The 20,140-nt window shown below is 37.1% G+C and carries 13 protein-coding genes and 2 pseudogenes; 2 read left to right on the top strand and 13 right to left on the bottom strand.

Going from position 1 to position 20,140, the window contains the following annotated elements; translation table 11 throughout:
• Positions 1-82: 82 nt before the first annotated feature.
• The 5 genes and pseudogenes from ACLJX0_RS06295 to aroB all read right to left on the bottom strand — a co-directional run bounded on the left by ACLJX0_RS06295 (position 83) and on the right by aroB (position 4,803).
• Positions 83-547: a GNAT family N-acetyltransferase gene (locus ACLJX0_RS06295; protein WP_410879260.1), complete on the bottom strand. Its 465-nt coding sequence runs from the start codon at positions 545-547 to the stop codon at positions 83-85.
• A gap of 89 nt (positions 548-636) precedes the next feature.
• Positions 637-933: pseudogene (locus ACLJX0_RS06290) on the bottom strand (DNA primase); the annotation flags it as partial.
• 98 nt (positions 934-1,031) lie between these two features.
• Complete coding sequence (locus tag ACLJX0_RS06285) at positions 1,032-2,006, bottom strand: deoxyhypusine synthase family protein (RefSeq protein ID WP_410879258.1); 975 nt, start codon at positions 2,004-2,006, stop codon at positions 1,032-1,034.
• 26 nt (positions 2,007-2,032) lie between these two features.
• Positions 2,033-3,436: an arginine decarboxylase gene (locus ACLJX0_RS06280; protein ID WP_410879256.1), complete on the bottom strand. Its 1,404-nt coding sequence runs from the start codon at positions 3,434-3,436 to the stop codon at positions 2,033-2,035.
• A 299-nt stretch (positions 3,437-3,735) separates the two neighbouring features.
• Positions 3,736-4,803 (bottom strand): 3-dehydroquinate synthase, encoded by a 1,068-nt coding sequence (gene aroB, locus ACLJX0_RS06275; RefSeq protein ID WP_410879254.1) that lies wholly within the window; start codon positions 4,801-4,803, stop codon positions 3,736-3,738.
• 93 nt (positions 4,804-4,896) lie between these two features.
• Here aroB and ACLJX0_RS06270 point away from each other — a divergent pair, with 93 nt between their 5' ends.
• Positions 4,897-6,069: a proline dehydrogenase family protein gene (locus ACLJX0_RS06270; RefSeq protein WP_410879252.1), complete on the top strand. Its 1,173-nt coding sequence runs from the start codon at positions 4,897-4,899 to the stop codon at positions 6,067-6,069.
• A 111-nt stretch (positions 6,070-6,180) separates the two neighbouring features.
• Here the strand turns inward: ACLJX0_RS06270 and ACLJX0_RS06265 are convergent, their stop codons facing one another.
• Positions 6,181-6,570 carry a hypothetical protein gene (locus ACLJX0_RS06265; protein WP_410879251.1) on the bottom strand — a complete coding sequence of 130 codons (390 nt, stop codon included), beginning with the start codon at positions 6,568-6,570 and terminating at the stop codon, positions 6,181-6,183.
• 247 nt (positions 6,571-6,817) lie between these two features.
• On the opposite strand from ACLJX0_RS06265, the gene ACLJX0_RS06260 reads away from it, so the two are divergent.
• Positions 6,818-7,351, top strand: coding sequence for a hypothetical protein (locus ACLJX0_RS06260; RefSeq protein WP_410879250.1), 534 nt, complete (start codon positions 6,818-6,820; stop codon positions 7,349-7,351).
• Positions 7,352-7,556: 205 nt separating this feature from the next.
• On the opposite strand, the gene ACLJX0_RS06255 is transcribed toward ACLJX0_RS06260, so the two are convergent.
• The 7 genes and pseudogenes from ACLJX0_RS06255 to ACLJX0_RS06225 all read right to left on the bottom strand — a co-directional run.
• On the bottom strand, positions 7,557-8,426 hold the full coding sequence (locus ACLJX0_RS06255; protein ID WP_410879248.1) for an AraC family transcriptional regulator: 870 nt from the start codon (positions 8,424-8,426) through the stop codon (positions 7,557-7,559).
• Between the two features lie 290 nt (positions 8,427-8,716).
• Positions 8,717-10,672, bottom strand: a complete 1,956-nt coding sequence (locus ACLJX0_RS06250; protein WP_410879246.1) for an OmpA family protein — start codon at positions 10,670-10,672, stop codon at positions 8,717-8,719.
• An 11-nt stretch (positions 10,673-10,683) separates the two neighbouring features.
• Positions 10,684-11,616 (bottom strand): type IX secretion system membrane protein PorP/SprF, encoded by a 933-nt coding sequence (locus tag ACLJX0_RS06245; protein WP_410879244.1) that lies wholly within the window; start codon positions 11,614-11,616, stop codon positions 10,684-10,686.
• Positions 11,617-11,627: 11 nt separating this feature from the next.
• On the bottom strand, positions 11,628-12,950 hold the full coding sequence (locus ACLJX0_RS06240; RefSeq protein ID WP_410879242.1) for a gliding motility-associated C-terminal domain-containing protein: 1,323 nt from the start codon (positions 12,948-12,950) through the stop codon (positions 11,628-11,630).
• A 61-nt stretch (positions 12,951-13,011) separates the two neighbouring features.
• On the bottom strand, positions 13,012-13,563 hold the full coding sequence (locus tag ACLJX0_RS06235; RefSeq protein ID WP_410879241.1) for a hypothetical protein: 552 nt from the start codon (positions 13,561-13,563) through the stop codon (positions 13,012-13,014).
• 71 nt (positions 13,564-13,634) lie between these two features.
• A complete protein-coding gene (locus ACLJX0_RS06230; RefSeq protein ID WP_410879240.1) occupies positions 13,635-18,176 on the bottom strand; it encodes a hypothetical protein in 4,542 nt (1,513 codons plus the stop codon).
• A 47-nt stretch (positions 18,177-18,223) separates the two neighbouring features.
• A pseudogene (locus ACLJX0_RS06225) lies at positions 18,224-20,140 on the bottom strand (hypothetical protein); the annotation flags it as partial.

Raw genomic sequence — 20,140 nt, 5'->3', positions numbered from 1 at the left:
GTTATTTGGCTTTTGGCTTTTGTTGTTTGTTCTCTCACCATAACCCTTAACCCATAACCCTTAACCCATAACCCATTAAGACTCACAGTTCCATTTTCAACAACACCATATCCACCAATTGCTTTCCATTTTCAAAAATAGGTGCTGGATAATTGTCTAGAAAGAAATTTTTACGTGTATCGTACAAAACAAAACCATTGCGTTCATAAAAGCGTATTTGTGCCTGTCCAGTATCTGCCGTTCCAACAATGAGAGTTTCGAATTGCTGTTCTTTAGCGAGGTTTTTGATTACTTGGACTAAAAAGCTTCCAATCTTTTTATTCTGATAGGCTGTACTAACTGCAATATTTTTAATTTCTACTGTTTTTGCATCTTGCCTATACAAACAGAATACTGCAATTTCTTCTAGACCATTCCAAACGCTGTACACGGTACAGTCGTATAGATATCTTTCAATCGCCTCAATGGTTTCATCGGCCAACAGTAATAAACCCATGGGATATGCGTTATTTTCTATTTTTTTAATCTTTAATTTTTCGAATAACATGGTAGTTGACAGTTTACGGTTGACAGTTTACGGTTGAACAAAAAAAGCTATCGCAGGGCGATAGCTTTTTATATTACTTGAAACCGTTAATCCTCTTCGTCAGCAATTTCTAAGTCTTTCAATGCATCTAATGAATCGTCTGCAGGATCTACAAAATCATCTTCATCTTCGTCATCGAAATTTTCGATACGATCGGCTAACTTAGTACTTACTTTAACTAGATAGATGGTGTCTTCTGTTCTCACTTCTACAGCCTCAACAGTTTCGTTTTTAATATTTTTAAAACGAATAATATCTGAATCGTCATAACCATCAGGAAATTTCTCTACTAAAAGTGTCAAAATCTCGTTTGTTAATTTCGCGTAATCAACAATTACTCTCTTCATTTTATATTTATTGCTTTATTTCGTTTTCAAATGTAATAGCTAAATCCTAATTAACAAATAAAATGCCAATTATTTTATCAAGATTTTTTATCTATTCATTACTGACCTAAAATGTATGCAAACACTAATGGAGCCACAATTGTTGCATCTGATTCAATTACGTATTTAGGTGTATCTACATCTAGTTTACCCCATGTAATTTTCTCGTTTGGCACAGCCCCAGAGTATGATCCATACGACGTTGTAGAATCAGAAATTTGACAGAAATAAGCCCAGAACGGAACATCTTCCCACTCTAAATCTTGGTACATCATTGGAACTACGCAGATTGGGAAATCTCCAGAGATACCTCCAGCGATTTGGAAGAATCCAACTCCTTTTCCACCTGAATTTGCACGGTACCACTCTGTTAAGTAGATCATGTACTCAATTCCAGATTTCACCGTATGTACGTTTAATTTTCCTTTGATTACGTTTGACGTAAAGATATTACCACAAGTTGAATCTTCCCATCCAGGAACAACGATTGGTAAGTTTTTCTCAGCAGCAGCTACAATCCAAGAATCCTTTGGATCGATTTCATAGTATTGCTCTAATACCCCTGAATTTACTACTTGGTATAAGAATTCATGTGGAAAATAACGCTCTCCTTTTGCTTCAGCTGCATGCCATACATCTTCTAAGTGTTTTTGTAGACGACGGAAAGCTTCTTCTTCAGGAATACAAGTATCTGTTACACGGTTGTAGTGACTATCTAATAATTCTCTTTCTTGCTCTGGTGTTAAATCTCTGTAGTTTGGCACTCTTTTATAGTGAGAGTGAGCCACTAAGTTCATTACATCTTCCTCTAGGTTTGCTCCTGTACACGAGATAAAGTGTACTTTATCTTGACGGATCATCTCTGCTAATGAAATACCTAATTCTGCTGTACTCATTGCTCCTCCCATAGAGATAAGCATTTTTCCACCTTCTGCTAAATGCAATTCATATCCTTTTGCAGCATCTACTAATGCAGCAGCATTAAAGTGTCTATATTGATGCTCAATAAACTGACTAATTGGTCCTTTACTCATTTTATTAATCTTTTATATTTTATTGTTTATTTATTTCTGTTGTATCCTAATATATCTAAAACTTGATCGGCTGTTTGTTGTTCAGAGAACAATTCAGATGCGATAATTCCATTTTCATCCTTGTCGATTAGGATGTGTTTAGGTTGTGGAATCAAGCAGTGGTGAATCCCACCAAATCCTCCAATTGTATCTTGATACGCTCCTGTATTAAAGAATCCAATATACAACGGTTTTTCTTTGTTGTATTTTGGTAAGTAAATCGCATTTAAGTTTTGTTCCGAGTTGTAGTAGTCATCACTATCACAAGTCAATCCACCCAACAAAATACGCTCATAAGCATCGTTCCAACGGTTAATAGGCAACATAATGAATCGCTTGTTAATAGCCCATGAATCAGGTAAAGTCGTAATGAAAGACGAATCAATCATGTTCCACTTTTCTCTGTCATTTTGTTGTTTTTGGTACAAAATCTCATAAATCGCTCCTCCACTTTCCCCTACTGTGTACGATCCAAACTCGGTAAAGATATTTGGCACATCTACTTCTGCTTCTTCACATACGATTTTAATTTGGTTGATGATTTCATCTACCATGTATTGGTAATCGAATTCAAAAGCCAACGAATCTTTGATAGGGAATCCTCCACCGATATTTAAACTATCCAATGTTGGACATTCTTTTTTCAAAGTGATATACACTTTCAAACACTTCACTAATTCATTCCAGTAGTAGGCTGTATCTCGAATACCTGTATTAATAAAGAAGTGTAACATTTTCAATTCTACTTTTGGATTTTCTGCAATTTGCTTTCTATAGAAAGGCAAGATGCTTTTATATCCAATTCCCAAACGAGACGTGTAGAACTCAAACTTAGGTGATTCCTCTGAAGCAATGCGGATACCGATTTTGAATTTCTTCTCAATTTGATCTTGTAACAAGTCTAATTCCTCATAGTTATCGATGATTGGAATTGTTTTTTCGTGCTTGTTATTAATTAAATTTGCAATATTATCAATGTACTGTGAACGTTTGAATCCATTACAAATAACGAAGGTATCTTTGTTGATTTTACCAGTCTCCAATAACTTTTCTACGATATTTACGTCAAAAGCAGACGAGGTCTCTACGTGGATATCATTTTTAAACGCTTCATTTAACACATAAGAGAAATGCGAGCTTTTTGTACAATAGCAGTAGTAGTAATTTCCTTTATACTTATTTTTTTCCATTGCTTTTCGGAAGATTCCCTTTGCTTTAGCAATGTTATCCGAAATTTTAGGCAAGTAAGTAAACTTTAATGGTGTTCCGTATTTTTCAACTAATCCCATTAAATCGATATTGTGAAATTGAAGATTGTCTTTATTCAATTTAAACTCCTCTTGTGGGAAGTAAAAAGTTTGATTGATTAAGTCAACATATTTTGTATTCATTTGAAAAGTCAATTTTAAAAGTTATTAATTCTTGTAATTTAAACGGTAGTTCAACCGTTTTTCAAACTCTAATATTGGCAAATACAATAGGAAGCTTGTGTCTAAAACGAAATGAGTTCAATGCTTCCTTTGAATATTTAATAATAGTATATACAAAATTGGCCTTTTGTCTTCTCACAAAACGCCTACTGTTCCTTCGCGATGAAACGCATAATCTACTATATAAAACATCTATTTTCACGAGCGCAAATGTAACAAAATATTAAATCGAAATTCCAAAAACGCGGTTAAAATCACTACTATTTTAAATAATCCTCAAAGCCTTTCGCAATCAATTGTTTAGACACTTCTTGATTATAAGAACACTGTCCAATTTGAGCGAGTAAAACGGCCTGAATTATTCCTGCCCTATTTTTCTTATCAAACTTTACCCATTGCAGTATTTCCTCGACATCAGTTTCAGAAAACACTTCTTTTCCATAAATATACTGTATAGATTCTTTGATATCTTGATAAGCAGTCCAATTTAACCCTAAAATAACAGTCGATACGTAAGCTTCTACTACCATTCCTATTGCGATTGCCTCTCCATGCAACATACGATTTTTTGCTGGATTTGTCAAATAATAGCTTTCGATGGCATGTCCAACCGTATGACCAAAGTTTAGTATTTTGCGCACACCTGCTTCGTGCGGATCTTCTTGCACAATTTGACTTTTTATAACTACAGAGTGATAAATTAAGGTTTCAATATCAGCAAAATCAACGGTTGCAATAGCTTTAAGGTGATTGAAATAACTTTCGTCATAGATTAAACCATGCTTCAACATCTCTGCATAGCCTGATTTTAATTCTCTTGGGTCAAGTGTTTCTAAATAGGTTGCGTCAATAACTACCAATTGGGGCGTACTAAAACTGCCGATGACGTTTTTTGCTCCTTGGAGGTCTATACCTGTTTTCCCACCAATAGACGCATCTACCATCGCCAATAAAGTTGTAGGCACCAGGAAGCAATCAATCCCCCTCATATAAACTGAAGCAATAAAACCACCAATATCAGAGACCACTCCTCCACCTACCGCAATAAGCGCACTGTGTCGATCGAATTCTAAATCGAGCATAGCAGACCAAACCCCTTCACAAGTACTGAGTTCTTTGGCTGTTTCGCCTGGTTCTATTTCTACAATTTCAAAGGGAATAGTTGTGGGAAGATGAGCTAAAAAATGAGGCAAACAAAGTTCATTACATGTTGAATCTGTTAAAATCAGCAACTTACTGTATTGTTTTTCGTTCAAAAAGTCACCTAAACTTGCATACCCTTCCCCACCAAAATAAATAGGATAATCTGCGGTTTCTACTTTTACCATTTAAATTCATTTACTATACAAAGTAAAGTATAAATATTTGAATAAAAACTAAAAGAGTAGCTATATTTGCACAACAGTTATTATTAGCAAATAATGAAAAATTTATTTAACAATACAGAAGTAGCTTTTGCACTTAAGAATAATAAAGAGTTAAAAAGAGCACACTTTTTATTCAAAATGATTAGCAAGCCCATGTTAGTAAAAATGGGGTCCTCTTTAGCTAATTTTGCCATCAAAACACATTTACCCGTAACTGGACTTATACGATCGACGGTTTTTGACCACTTTTGTGGGGGAATCAACGAAGAAGATTGTTTGAGTGTTGTGGACAACATGTACAACCAAGGAGGTGTTGCTTCGGTGTTGGACTACTCTGTAGAGGGGAAAGAAACGGAAGAGCAGTTTGATGCAGCCTTAAATATGACGATCAAAACGATTGAATTAGCTAAGGCACGTCCGGAGGCTATTCCGTTTGCGGTTTTTAAGCCAACGGGCTTTGGTCGTTTCGATATGTTCGTTAAAAAAGGCGAAGGTAAACCGTTTACAGCTGAAGAAGAAAAGGAATGGGAACGCATTGTGTACCGTTTCAATATGGCTTGTAAATTTGCGTATGACCACGATGTCTTGTTGTTAATTGATGCCGAGCACAGCTGGATGCAAGATGCTGCTGATGCGATTGTATTAGATATGATGCGCAAGTACAACAAAGAGAAAGCTTTGATTTACAATACGGCACAACTTTATCGTTGGGATCGTTTACAGTTCTTAAAAGATTTACATGTAATTGCTAAAGCAGAAGGTTTCCACATTGGAATGAAAGTGGTTCGCGGGGCTTATATGGAGATCGAAAGAGAACGCGCAGCTCAAAAAGGATATAAATCACCGATTTGCGTGGATAAAAAGGCAACGGACATCAACTATGACGCTGCAGTTACCTTTATGCTAGAAAATATGGATTGCATGGCGCTATTTGCTGGAACTCACAACGAGAGCAGCTCAAAATTAGTCATGGAATTGATGGAAAAACACAGCATTGCTCACGATGATAAACGTCTTTTCTTTGGTCAATTATACGGTATGAGTGACAATATTAGTTTCAACCTAGCCAAAGCAAATTATAACGTAGCCAAATATTTGCCGTTTGGTCCTGTACGCGATGTCATTCCGTACTTGATTCGCCGAGCTCAAGAAAATACATCAGTGAAAGGACAAACCAATCGCGAATTGGATTTAATTGAAACAGAAATGAAAAGACGCAAGCTTTAATTGCACTTGCTTTGTGAAGCATCAGCGTACGAATCATAACTAATAAGATAAAAAACGGGCTATTCTTTGTTGGAATAGCCCGCTTTCTTTATTAGAATTTCGTTTTGTTGTTTATCTGCTACAGTTCGCCGACCAAATCTCACCGTCCTTGGCATAGGCAATGAATAACGTACTGGCATCAATCTTAATGAGGTGAGCCTCATCTGAACCAATGTTAATCACTGTATTTTCACCATCTTTTTCAAATTTAACGCCTGTTAAATTGGGAATCTTATCTGAAAATATAAAGTTATAGTCCTTCCCTACTTTTACTACTTCAACATTCCCGTCTTTGACGTCAATATGTGTATCATCTTTCGTATAGGTGATATGTCCTTTATACTTTCCAATAAAGAGATCATTATCCGTTGGATCATCATCTTTACTACATGATAAGGATACAAATGCCATAATACTACCTAAGGCAAGTAGTTTTGCTGTTCTTTTTAGTGTCTTTTTCATTTTATTATATTTTTAGTTCACTCTAAATAGTACAAGAATCATTCTATCTACGTATTTGTTGTTGTTTTTTAACATAAACAACGATTTATTGCATGATTAGAGCTATAAAAATTAACATTTCATAAATAAAACTGTAGAACTAATGTAGAAATGCTCTACGATTCACCCCAATCTGGTTAAAACTACATCCAACAACTATGATTTCGCTTCCAATTCATCTACCTTTGCGATTACTTAAAAACATATCATGAGAGAATTTCCTTCCATCCTATTATCAAAAGATGCGTTAGCTACAAACACTGCCCTGGCCGTAGTCCAATCAAACATCTCTGTTGTTAATTATTTACGCCATTCCGACGTAGGTGATGATGAACTACATCCCGATGCTTTTGCAAGCTATTGTGTAGACTATTACTATACGATAGTAAGAGCGGAAGGTTTAGCAGCCTTTATTCATCAAACCAAATGGGACTTGGATTTGGTTGAAATTATCCAGTCAGGCTTAGCCGCAATGGAAGCCGTTGACCATTTGGATTATTTTGAAAAACAAATGCGTAAGATGAAGCTTTTTAGCAAGATAAAGCTTGCTAAGTTTTTAGAAAACCCAATTGAAAAAGGAAAAGAAATCGCTCCATTACTAGAAGATAAGAATTTCCCAACGGAAGATTTAGTTGCATTAAATGCAAATTGGGTAAAACAACATCCAGATACGCAAATTGTTTCTATAGAGGAAATGCAAGAAATAATTGTGGATTTTTTATCAAACGAGGATGAGGAATGAGGGCGGATTGATAGGATTGATGATTTAGTATGCTCTACGTATATCTACACTTATTTAGCATTCCTTCAACACATCTTAAAGACTCCTTCGAGACTCCTCCAACATTTCTCCGACAAAAGGGTCTATTTTGCAGGTATTCTCCAAGCACAGTCGAAGAAGTCTCGAACGAGGCTGCGACTATTCCACATTAACTTTATTGTATTCATTAGTTACGTCTTCTGTAATCGTCAGGAGTTAGATCTACATATTTCTTAAAGAAACGTGTAAAATACGAACTATCTTTAAAGTTTAATCGAAAAGCAATTTCACTAGCGGATAGATTGGTCGTCATTAGCAATCGCTTGCTTTCGAGTAGAATTCGATTTCGAATTAAATCTCCTGCAGATTTGCCTTTTATTTTTCTGCAAATACTATTCAGATAATTAGGGGTTACCCGTAAATGCTTTGCATATTCTTTGGGAAATTTATACTCATAAAAGTGGTTTTCTATGAGTTGTTCAAATTGATCGACAATAATGTTGGTATTGACACTTTCCTTTTTGACTTGATTCTTTCGGTCAATTTTTCGTTTTGATATCAACAGTATTTCCAACAAATAAATGCGAATTAAATTAATATCCTTATTGATTTCAAGTTTTAGCTCGTGTAAGATACTTTGGATGGCATGCTCTACCCGATTACCCAAAACTGTGCTATGCAATAAATTATGGGTCGTGAATTGATTAAAAAAAGTGAGCTCTTGCACAAATAAATGGTTGGTAATAAACTTGGTTAAGAATACAGATTTAAAATTAATAATGTATCCCTTTATGCTTTTGGTCATACTCCAGCGTTGCTGTTGGAAATGACCGACAAAACAGATATCCCCCTTCTTGAGTTCAAAGGTTTGCCAATCGGCATGATACACCCCTTCACCTTCTGTAATGTAAATCACTTTAAAAAAATCCTGTTGATTTAATGTAGAAAGATAGGTAGTTCCCAATTGCAAGAGGTGATCGATTTCCATTAATACAAAATCGTGTTTGGTACCACTTGCATCATATAAAGCATAATCATCAAAAGTAGTATTTTTCATTATAAAGAGATTTTTCACATAAATTTAAACAAAAAACACAAATTAATCAAATATAATTTTACAATACTATCTTTTTTTAAGTTAATTAAACTTTTTAAAATATTTTTAAACTGTTGTTAACCGTCTAACAGTAGGCTGCAGCTTGGATCAAGTAGGCGTCATTTTTGAGTTGGATATGTGTTAAAAAAAATATTCAGCTGCTCAAGGGGTAGAACAGCTGAATACATTTTCTTTTTAAAATAGCTATTAAAAAGATTTTTTTCTGCGACTATTGGTCTTTGTGATTTAGACTACATGGCAACAATGATGAACTCACTGCGTCTATTGACTTGATGTTCTGCTTCTGTACAACGGACACCATTGCTACAACCATTGAGCAATTGTGTTTCTCCATAGCCGCGTCCAGTCAAACGACTAGCCTCGATGCCTTGTTTAGCCATCCACTGAATAGTGGCTTTCACACGGCGATCTGATAGGTTCAAGTTATATGTATCATTCCCTCTGCTATCTGTATGGGAACGAACATCTATTTTCATGGTTGGATATTGTCGCATAACTTCTACGATTTTCATCAGCTCAATCGCAGCGTCACTGCGAATACTTGCCTTATCGAAGTCGAAATAGATTGGTTTCAACTGCAGGCGCTTAAACAAATCATCATTAACCTGCAACGGTTTGACACTGCGTTCTAAACCGATATCAAAAGTTTTTATTCCTGATTCATACTCGAAGGAAAAAGCTAATTCTACTGTGTTATACGCTTCTTTTTCTACTTTGATTCGATATTTCACTTCACAAGCTAAATCAGCGATAGCGAATTGTCCTTTATCATTAGTTTGCATGGATGTACTATTCTGATAGAGGGCATCAGTAATACTAATTTTAGCATCTGCTAGTACTTCCTTCGTTTCTAAATCGTATACTTTCCCTTCTACTTTTTTAACACAAGGACGTTCCGTCAGGTTATAAATGTTATCTGTTTCATGCCCCCCTGCTCGATTGGAACTTAAGAATCCTTTTCCTTCTTTGAGGTAAAAGCCGAAATCGTCCATGCTACTGTTGATGGGTTCTCCCATATTGGTAACGGCTCCAAAAGTACCATCGGCCTGGAGTGGAGTGACAAAAATATCCATTCCTCCTAAGCCTGGATGTCCATCAGAGGCAAAATACAGCTGATTATCTGAAGAAATAAAAGGAAAGCTTTCTCTACCTTCTGTATTGACGCTTGCTCCCAAATTTTCTACTGGACCATAGCCATCATTTTTAAATACAGCGACGCGATACAAATCGGATTGTCCGATGGCCCCCTCACGGTCTGAAGCAAAGTACAACCATTTATCATCTGGAGTTAAAGCCGGATGGGCAGTATTGAAATTATCCGAATTAAAAGGCAATTCCATTACTCGTCCCCACGACCCATCCGTTTGCTTTAATGCTCTATAGATTTTTAACGACGAATTGTGTTTTTTATTTTGCTTGCTTTTACCATTGGGCTTAACGTTATTTCGCGTAAAATACATGGTGGAGCCATCTTGTGTAAAAACAGCCGTTGCGTCATTGACATAAGGAGCTTCATCAATTGGGAAACGCTCTGGGTTCGACCAACCACTTCCCTCTATTTTAGCGCTATACAAACTAGTATAGCTTTCATTTGTCCAGGAGTGAATCTTGCGTTTACTTTGGTGATCAGTTTCACGAGCCGAGGTAAAAACAAACGTATTACCTAGCATTGTTCCTCCGTAATCAGAGAATCCACTGTTTAATGGCAGTAATTCGACCTCATAGCGATTGGATTGCTTTTCAATCGTTGAGCGATAGGCTCTATTCTTGGTGTACTCCGCGACTCTTTGGTCTTGTTTTTCGATGCGAGAGAATTGTTCCATCAATTCATCTGCTTTTTCGTAGTTTTTGACCGCTTTAAGGGTTTGACTATAGCGATAGTAGTATTCGGAGGGCAGTTGACCTACATCTTTATGCTCATATTGCCCTTCAAATAGTTCCGTATACCATTTATTAGCTTCTACTAATTTTCCATTGAAGTAATAGGCATCGGCTAAATTTTGTAGAATGGATCCATTGACATAGCCTTTTTCAGCCATGCGTTCATAAATCTGAATGGCATCAATATAGGCCGTTCGGTCAAAGCTTTTATCAGCTTGTTTTTCTTTCTTAATCTGACCATAGCCTAGCTGTCCAAGACTTAAGGTCAGGGTCATTATTCCAACTTGTATGATTTGTTTTACCATAATACTTTCTTTTAGAAGAACCTCGGCGCAGCAACGCGCTTGTAGCTGTTAAACAAACTAAAACGCATAAATATTTCATGCGAACCCGAGTTATAACGTGCTAACTTGCTTGTTTCTGCATCATAGCTATAACCGACAAAAATATTTTCTGATACTTGGAATCCCACAAGTCCACTGACAGAAGCATCCCAGCGATAGGCTGCTCCCAAAGTGAATTTATCAAGAAACATAAAGTTTGCACTTACATCCACCTGTAGAGGCGAACCTTGCTCCATTTTAATCATGGTAGCCGGTTTAAACTTGAGGTTAGGATTCAATTCAAATACGTACCCTCCAGTTAAGTATAGGTGCATTTTCTGACGCATGGTCTCCACGTCATTATCATCATAGCGCGTTCTAGTCAATAAATTTGGTGCGGACAATCCGACATAAGCTCGATCAGAATACAAGAATAAACCAGCCCCAACATTCGGTGTAAATTCATTCTTGATATCCTCTTCAGCCACGGGATCCGTTGGATTATAAATATGTAATTTACTGTAGTTTACATCTAATAGATTGGCAGATCCTTTCAAACCAAAAGCCAATTTATACTGGTAGTTTAGATCAACTGCATAAGATAAGTCGACTGCCAGAGTGTTGTCATCCATGACCCCTAAGTGATCGTTGGTAAAACTAACTCCTAACCCCAAACCAGATTCACCAAGTGGTGTATTTACTGCTAAAGTCGCTGTTTTAGGAGCTCCTTCTAATCCTACCCATTGGGTACGATATAGTCCAAAAATATTCAATCCTTCTCTACTCCCAGCATAAGCGGGGTTAATGTTGGAGTGATTGTACATGTATTGGGTATATTGCGGATCTTGTTGACCATACGATTGCACGACTCCCAACAAACCTACACCTCCAAGAACTATTGTTTTTACTATTTTACTTGTTTTCATTTACTTGCGGTTTAATTGGTCTCTAAATGTAAGTTAGCGGCTTTCTTAATCATGCGACTACCGTTGGCATCTTTGTATTCATACGTCACAATATAGTAGTACGTTCCGCTTGGTAACTTCTTCTTTTTATCTATAGTAATCTTACCATCTGAATATCCAGTAAATACATTGCTACTTCCATCGCCATTCGGATCATATTGGGTAGTTTCAAATACTTTTACTCCCCAACGATTGTAGATTTCAACGCGATTATTGGAATATCTGTTGATATTATCAATGATAAAATAATCGTTTTTCCCATCCCCATCTGGTGTCACTAAGTTATAGATAACTACTCCATCATCTAAAATCCAATCTTTGTTTACCGTTCCCAAGGTGAAATAACCAAATTTTTTGATTTTTGTTGGCGTCGTAACCGTACGGGTAGACATATCAACTACCCCACCTTCATCAACCCATAGCTTTTGTTTTTCATCCCAGCGAATGATGTGTAACTCTTCTTCTGGATTTTTCAGCAAAGAAGGCAGTGTGGTCTGCTCATCCCAAGTCAAGGATAAGATAACCGTTTCTTCTTTTTTCAACTTTCCTTCTAACTTCCAATATTCGTTCGTATTTACTTCTTTTACTACACCTGTACTTCCTTTGCGATCTGCAAAAAAAGCAGCATCCTTTAACTTGTACTCTGCGACTACGGCGTCTAGAATATCATTGGGAGCGCCAATAGATGCTGGTCGATAATACGTTTGATTTCCGATGGGATATTCGAAACTTTCATTTCCTATTTTTTCTACTTTACCTTCTGCATGGGACAGGTCACTTGTATTAAACGCTTGCGCCCCTTGATGAAAGGTCAACATACCATAGGACAAATTATGAGCAGGGTTAAGGGTTTCATCTACTTTTATAATTCCTTCATTGAAGTGCAAAACGCCATAAACCCCCATATTGTTTTTTAAGTCAAAAGCCATTTTGGGTGTTTTGTTATTGAGCTCTACATCAAAGAATTCAGTCATTGCATTTCCGCTGATTAACTGAACTCCTTCTTCATCGTTATATCGACTAAAAACAGTTGTTCCCTTGGTTGAATTTTTGCCTTTTTGGGTAAAACTAAAGTATCCATCATTATTAAAGTTGCGGAAAAAATAGACGGTTCCATCATTTACCACGCTCCCCTCTTTGGTATTGGAAAAATCAAAATGTGTAGACAGCGTTTCATTAGGCGAAACGAACATTACTCCTGTATTAACAACAATTTGATGTTCTGTATTTTGGGCTTGTGCTACAATTGCGACAAAACCAACAACGAGTGTTATAGTATATTTCATCTTTTTCATTGTCTAATTTTTTTACCTGTAATTTTAACGTAATTTACGCTATTTTTTCTAATCTTTTAGGTTAATTTTTAACTTTCCAGAAACTCCATTCACTACCGTTAAAAATACAGAGCATTTTAGATATTGTGTCAAAGGCCATAGTTCCCGCTTGCGGACTGAGTATATTTAAATGCGGGTTTTCCATTTTGGGTAAAACCATCGCTTTGTTAGAAGATTCTAAAACCAAAACTCCTGATACTGAAGTGGTCCGATTTCCAATCACTGCTGGATCATGGGTTGTTGCTTCTCCAGTAGCTTGTTGAATACTCGTATCCACGGCTCCTTCTTTGATGGATAAGTCTACCCAATTTGCGCTAGTCCCCGCTTGGTAATATTTTACCTTTTTATCATTTGAATCAAAAATAAGCGTCCCTCCAACAGGTGTAGTAACGTCAGATTCGTTTGTTACCCAAGGTAAAATGATTCCTCTATTGTCTCCATCTTTGAAGTCTAACAAAACGTCAGGACCTTCTGTTGTTTTCTTTCCAATAGCAGTTTGAGCCTGGACATTTATCACGCCTAACCCTAAAAAAACAAGGAACAAAAACCCACGTATATATAACTTATTTATCATAGTATTTCAATTTTAAGTTAAAGGAAAAAAGATTGAAGGCATTATCTTCTTCTTTTTTCCTTCTATAATTTTTACTCATCCACACATCCTTGCTCCAAACATCCCCAAGCTGTACCATTGAACATTTTAAGGCAGTTTACAGTGGTATCATAGACCAACATACCTGCTATAGGTGATAGTTGCATAATCTGTGTGGTAGTCAAACGTGAAACCACAAATCCTTTTGTTTTAGACTCGAGTACCATAAAGGCATTTCCTCTTGTTGGAATCCACGTTTTATCAGGTCTATCTAGGGAAGTAATGGCTAAATATCCGTTTGAATCTAAGATATCTCCACCATCTCCAATCACAGGGTCATAATAACAAACCGTGCAATATTCAATTTCTAAGGAATCACTTACTTCAGCTGTAATGGTATTGAGACACACATCATCAGATTCATTGACCATTTCAAAGTCGATGAAAAGTGGTGATTCTATTTGTCCTTGCGAAGGATTATTTGGATCGATATCTTCCATAACAATTCCTGCGGCATTTGGTGCTTTGATTTTGAACTTAAGGGTGTGTTCTCCTTCTGGTAGTACAAATTCTTCAATCACAACATTTCCTGGTTCTGAGGTATCAATAACTACAGCACTTCCTAAACTGATTGTTGGAGAAGAAATAGAATTCGCTTTAAAAGTAAATTCCTCATTGTAATTAAACTCAACCATCATATCGTTCAAGGCAAATGCATTTGGATTTTTAACAGTCACAGCAACTTCAATTTCATTGTCTTCGGTATAGCAAGCCTTATCTGTTTTAAAGGACACCACCTCAATAGGCAATGGTCGTTCTCCTGGAACACCTGTTGCATGTGTACGAGTAGGTTCACATCCTGTTGACAAGCGATCACAACTGAGTAGTTCAACGTTTTGTGTTGGTTGTAAGACTGGATTATAGCTCAATTTTCCGCGATTTTCGTAAACGCCCTCTTGTGCATCTAAATCAAAGATAGCCTTGGCTCTAAACGTTAAGGTAGAAACTCCAGGTATCTCTAGATTATCGATACTCAAGGCATTTGCTTGCCCATAGTCATTGATTGTTGCCTGAGCAATGGCTGTACTATCAATCGATAGGGACTCACTCTCCCATTTCATTCCTGCAGGTAATATATCTGAGAAATTCACCAAGTAAGGAGCACAATTGGTATTAGTAATGCGGAACGAATAGGTTGCCTCTTCACATAATAACATTTCGGGTGGTCCTTGTTTCGTAAAAATTAATCCCTCTTCATTTGGTTCTGGTGCAGGTGGCAGACAGTAGAATTCCATCGGACCTACTCCTATACGCATATTCCCACTTCCTGCTTTTCCTGTATAGGTATGTACAACATATATTTTTTCAACTGGTACATCAAATTCTACGTACATTCTACCTTTTTTAGACGCATAACCAGAAGAAGCATGTCCTTTCGCTTTATTCATTTCAATAGTATAGGAACTTCTTGCTGCAACATAGCTTAGCTTCGGATGAACAATTCCTTCCCCACAAACTCCATACACTTCGATATTGGTGTACCGTCTCCCTAATCGGTCCACTTCAAAAATTTCAAAAGAACTCGCTGCGGCCTTTAATTCGCCATTTTGTTTGAGTACCACTTCCGTTACCATTTTTTGATCTCCTGTTCCTCTTCTTCTGTATTCTCTTAATGAGCGATACGAAGAAGGACGTGGATAACGGCTTCTCATACTTGAAGGCGACTCTACACTTACATTTACATCTGCTGTAAACCCATCTCCTAGCGTAAAGGTTTTAGCCATTTGGCCTCTGGTCCAATTTGCCTTTGTGAAGTCAATCATCTTTACACCATTAAATTCGCAAGATTCACAAATACCTGGTAGCGTTTTTGCGGCAAACGTAATATAGGTTAACTGATCTTTTGGAAATTTATAATTGGCTTGGTGTCCGCCATCCACATAGCTCATCTCAATCACTTGGTCCCAGTTATTTGAGATTATTTTATTGGGTGAATCCGCGACCAACATAAATACTTGCCAATTTGGCCCATTATATGGAAAAGCACCAGTATCATGGGTACGTACTAATATACTTTGATCAAAGTTGGTATTGTCCACTAACCAAATGCGCGTGCCTAAACGAGAGTCCATGGCTCCACAAATATCTTCATTTCCAGCAAAAGAATAAGGCGTTAAACTTCCGTTATTATGTCCCCACGTAATTGCGGAATCATCGTGGAGTAATAAGCCTAAATCAGGATCAACTCCCAATTTGGTTCCTACTCCCATGTGCACAATCGACCCAACGTCTGTAGATTTTGCCTGTGCATTATACAAGTCCATATCATCGTCGCGTACCACGGATGCTACGTTATTGTGATAGGCTTTATGCGGGTTGCTATTTCCATCCCAAATGGACGTATTATCAGAGAGTATATAGTCGAAGTTAGGTGTAGATGAAGTCCCTAATTTAATGGTAATCGCGTATTTTAATCCTAAATAAGAGTTGATACGGTCTTTCTCATTTTGCGTTAGTACCCTTTCATACAGGATGACCTCTGGCATAACCCCAAATAAATTGTAATTTTTGGATGAGCTACCCAATCCCAACATTCCAGGGCCATTCATCAATACATTTTTATGGGTATGACTTACATATTCCGAATGTCCACCATCAAATTCAAAAGTAACTCCATTTCCTACTTTCCAATGGTACCCGGCAATAGTTGTTGCACCGGCATTAAACAATCGACTTGGACTATTGTGCAGTCCCGTTGAACCGATACGCCCTAATCCATCCACATTATTGCTCCCACCACGATATACCCCGAAAGAAGGTCTTCTGGCATTGGTTCCAATAGTTTGTTGCCCAAAACCAATAAAATAAGATCGATCAGCAGCATTAAAATCGTGATTGACCACGGCATAAAAAGCGACATCGTCTGGAATTGCCTTAGACATGGCGGCCTTATCTGTAACTAAATAGTCTTCCCACTTTCTAAATAAAGGGGTTGGATGATAATTGGTACGTTCTTCTCCTTTTAAATATAAAGGAGCTGAATTATTCGCCATTCTTTTTCTATAGCTCGTTCCCAATCCGGCATTATCTTCCCAATTGACAATCTCTCCACGAGAATCTAGTGTTAAATTCTTTCGATTAGAGGCGTTCAACCACATTCTCAATCCATTGGTTACGCCTCCTGGTGCAACGAAATTAGCCGTAAATCCGATATAGTCTCCATCGTTGATAACTAAATCTTTGATTACTCCATCCTCTACCTTGTATATACGTGTTTGACTTGGTACAAAATTAGGATTTGTACTGACTAAGAGCCAAGTTCCAAGCGCTAACTTAGCATTAATGGTAAACGAAGTTGCTCCTGTCGCTTTTGCTCTTAATTTATAGTTATACAACACGGTAAGCTTTTCATCCATAGAAACCCCTGTTTCTGGATTTACACCCGTTTGTAAGGTGTAGTTCATGAATTGTGTTCCAGGTCCCAAATCGTAGGTTGAATTTCCCTCCAATCCGTTCGCTCCAAATAGTAAAGCATGTTTATCTGGCATCGTAGCTGTATTTTCGGCATTGGTTTCTTTAAAACTTCCCAAAGAAACAACCAACGAAGGTTTATCCGTACTCATAGCTTGCTTTTGGAACAATCCACTGCTATCATCTCTTGCTAGTCCAAATATATCTTTGTTATACCCCGTATAACCAGAATCCAAACTATTGTATATCATAGTATTATCAGAAAGTAAATACTGTTGTTGAGCAGTTTCTAATCCAACTCCATATTTGATTGCTAAATGCGTATTGATTTTATTGATCTCCACCGCACTTAATGCTGTTCCACTGGAACCAGCAGGTCGAGAGAGCACAATAATTTCCATGACTTCACCCGCAAAATTCTCTGATGTTGTCGTACCAGCATCGGCATTGCCAATCACACTGATTCCACTTCGTCTATCCAAATATCTAGCAGCCATTGTAGTTCCACTCTTCAATCCATTTAAGAATTGTTGCTGTGGCAATCCTCCTGATCCATCAATGTTTGGTATAATTGCTAACCCGATTCCGTAAGTTTTAGTTTCTCTATCGTGTTTGTATTGAATATTTCTCGTTCGATTCCAAAGTCTTCTCGCATCTGAACCAACTCCTGCAATCCACCCAAAATCATTATTACGTCCTGAAGATAGTCCAAACACAATGGCTCTACTTTCTGTTCCTGTATATGCATTCTCATCTAAGCGAGACACCCAGATAACATAATAGGATCGAGTTTGATCTACCTGAAAAGAGGTACTTCCTTCTAATTTCCGTCTAGCATTATTTGCAGCGGTCAATTCATCATCATTATAAAATTCCATACTAGAATGGAAATTCATCGCGGATTTAACAAATCGAGGTACATATCCTGTAGTATTTCCAAAATGACGTCCATTTGCTGATAAATCTGTCCAAGTAGCGACATCATCTCCGTCTTCTGGCATTACTGGATTCACTTCGTCTGCTGTTAGCCAAAACTCTATGGTTAGATTAGGCACTCCCCCTGGGGTTTGTGCTACTCCGACCAAAGTGTATAGAAACAAAAGTAGTATATATAATTTTTTCATATATCGTTTATATTTATTCCCGTTACAAGGAAAACATTGCAACAGAATTAATTATTATTCATCATTTTTTCTACCATTTCTAAGCGGTTGTTTAAAGCTTCTTGTGCTTTTTTCAACTGCTCAATTTGATCTTGTTGTTCGATGGTATGTAAAAACAATTCCTCTACTTTTTCCAATAACTCTATAGATAAATTTGTTAAATCAAAACCATAACCATTTTCATTTTTGTTTAACTCCGCAATTGGCGTTACTCCTGGTAAATGGTGATTTTTCTTCACAAACGCTGCAATATCCTTGAGGGTATTAAATTCGTAAGTTAGCTTGATATCTGAACTTCCTGTAAAGTATTTCTCAAACACATAATCCGCATACACTGAATTGGTTGTGATAAACTTACCTGTTGTTACGACATCTCCCGCCACGAATAATTTAGCTGTTGTTTCTGTTGGTGGAATAGCATCAGCCCCAATAGCAACGGTACCTTTTTGGTAAATATTTTGTGTATTTGACGTAGCTACAGTGGTTGATCCTTGTACTAACCACGGTGAAGTAGAAACCGCTGATTTATCCGCCCATCCAGGAATATTGTTGCTATCCGTAACTAATACTTGATTTGGTACTTGTGACTTATCAAGGTCTTCTGGCAGGATTGTTCCATTTTTGATATGCGTCGTTGTAATTCCACCATCGGCTACTTTAATACTCGTATCTTTTAAGACAGAACTAGTACCTGTTACCACAATGGTTGCATCTGCAGCGGTTAGATTCTTCGCATTAAGGATTCCCTCAGCATTAACTTCTGGTCTACCAGGTTTCCATGCAACGCCATCGAATACTAAAATTTCCCCAGCTGTTACGTTTTCTGCACTTACTGGTTTTCCTTGGATTTTAGCCAACTTGGTTGTTGATGCTGTTCCTGTTACATCCCCTTCTAACGTAATACTGCTCGCTAGTATGCTTACATCTAGTTGTACTTTGTTAGCATCTGAATCTGTAATTGTCAACATCGTGCCTTCCAACGTAAAGCTCTCATTGGTTGTATTAAGATCTGTAAAATCAACTTCTTCTTTTGAACCATCTGTTTTGATGTAATAGAATTTTTGATCGGTTGTATCGTAATAAACGTTTCCTAGTTTCCCTGTTAACTTGGTCACCAAATTCGTAATAAACGTTTCATTAGCAGTCAATTCGGTAATAAAGGAGGCGTTTTGCGCAATCTCACTTACGGCTAACTCTACTTTATTCCCATCTGAATCAGTAATCGTCAACATATCGTCCACCAATGTAAAGGTTTCATTGGTTGTGTTGAAGTCTGAAAAATCTATCTCTCCTTTGTCGCCTTCTGCGTTTATGTAGTAGAATTTTTGATCCGTTGTATCGTAGTAAACGTTACCGAATTTACCTTCTAATTTGTTGACAATTTTAGTAATCAATGTTTCATTATCGGTAAGATTTGTAATGAATTCTTCATTGGTTGTCAATTCGGTAATGAAGGTAGAATTATTGGCAATCTCACTCACCGCCAACTTAACGGCATTCCCATCACTATCAGTAATCGTCAACATATCATCTTCCAACGTAAAGGTTTCGTTTGTCGTATTGAAGTCTGACCAGTCGATTTCTTCGTGATCTCCTTCTGCGTCGATATAGTAGAATTTCTTCTCGGTTGTATCGTAGTAAACGTTACCGAATTTACCTTCTAATTTGTTGACAATTTTAGTAATCAATGTTTCATTATCGGTAAGATTTGTAATGAATTCTTCATTGGTTGTCAATTCAGTAATGAAGGTAGAATTATTGGCAATCTCACTCACCGCCAATTTAACGGCATTCCCATCACTATCAGTAATCGTCAACATATCATCTTCCAACGTAAAGGTCTCGTTTGTCGTATTGAAGTCTGACCAGTCAATTTCTTCGTGATCGCCTTCTGCGTCGATATAGTAGAATTTCTTCTCGGTTGT

The sequence above is a fragment of the Myroides sp. DW712 genome, assembly GCF_046557355.1.
Taxonomy (GTDB): domain Bacteria; phylum Bacteroidota; class Bacteroidia; order Flavobacteriales; family Flavobacteriaceae; genus Flavobacterium.
Note: the sequence above shows the minus strand (reverse complement) of the source record. Positions and strands in the feature narration are given on the sequence as shown.

What these genes read in the sequence shown, in the direction of transcription:
- ACLJX0_RS06270 (WP_410879252.1), top strand. Translation starts at nt 4,897, where the DNA reads ATGAAAAATTTATTTAACAATACAGAAGTAGCTTTTGCACTTAAGAAT.
- ACLJX0_RS06250 (WP_410879246.1), bottom strand. Translation starts at nt 10,672, where the DNA reads ATGGTAAAACAAATCATACAAGTTGGAATAATGACCCTGACCTTAAGT.
- ACLJX0_RS06265 (WP_410879251.1), bottom strand. Translation starts at nt 6,570, where the DNA reads ATGAAAAAGACACTAAAAAGAACAGCAAAACTACTTGCCTTAGGTAGT.
- ACLJX0_RS06285 (WP_410879258.1), bottom strand. Translation starts at nt 2,006, where the DNA reads ATGAGTAAAGGACCAATTAGTCAGTTTATTGAGCATCAATATAGACAC.
- ACLJX0_RS06295 (WP_410879260.1), bottom strand. Translation starts at nt 547, where the DNA reads ATGTTATTCGAAAAATTAAAGATTAAAAAAATAGAAAATAACGCATAT.
- ACLJX0_RS06255 (WP_410879248.1), bottom strand. Translation starts at nt 8,426, where the DNA reads ATGAAAAATACTACTTTTGATGATTATGCTTTATATGATGCAAGTGGT.
- ACLJX0_RS06245 (WP_410879244.1), bottom strand. Translation starts at nt 11,616, where the DNA reads ATGAAAACAAGTAAAATAGTAAAAACAATAGTTCTTGGAGGTGTAGGT.
- ACLJX0_RS06230 (WP_410879240.1), bottom strand. Translation starts at nt 18,176, where the DNA reads ATGAAAAAATTATATATACTACTTTTGTTTCTATACACTTTGGTCGGA.
- ACLJX0_RS06280 (WP_410879256.1), bottom strand. Translation starts at nt 3,436, where the DNA reads ATGAATACAAAATATGTTGACTTAATCAATCAAACTTTTTACTTCCCA.
- ACLJX0_RS06240 (WP_410879242.1), bottom strand. Translation starts at nt 12,950, where the DNA reads ATGAAAAAGATGAAATATACTATAACACTCGTTGTTGGTTTTGTCGCA.
- ACLJX0_RS06235 (WP_410879241.1), bottom strand. Translation starts at nt 13,563, where the DNA reads ATGATAAATAAGTTATATATACGTGGGTTTTTGTTCCTTGTTTTTTTA.
- ACLJX0_RS06260 (WP_410879250.1), top strand. Translation starts at nt 6,818, where the DNA reads ATGAGAGAATTTCCTTCCATCCTATTATCAAAAGATGCGTTAGCTACA.
- aroB (WP_410879254.1), bottom strand. Translation starts at nt 4,803, where the DNA reads ATGGTAAAAGTAGAAACCGCAGATTATCCTATTTATTTTGGTGGGGAA.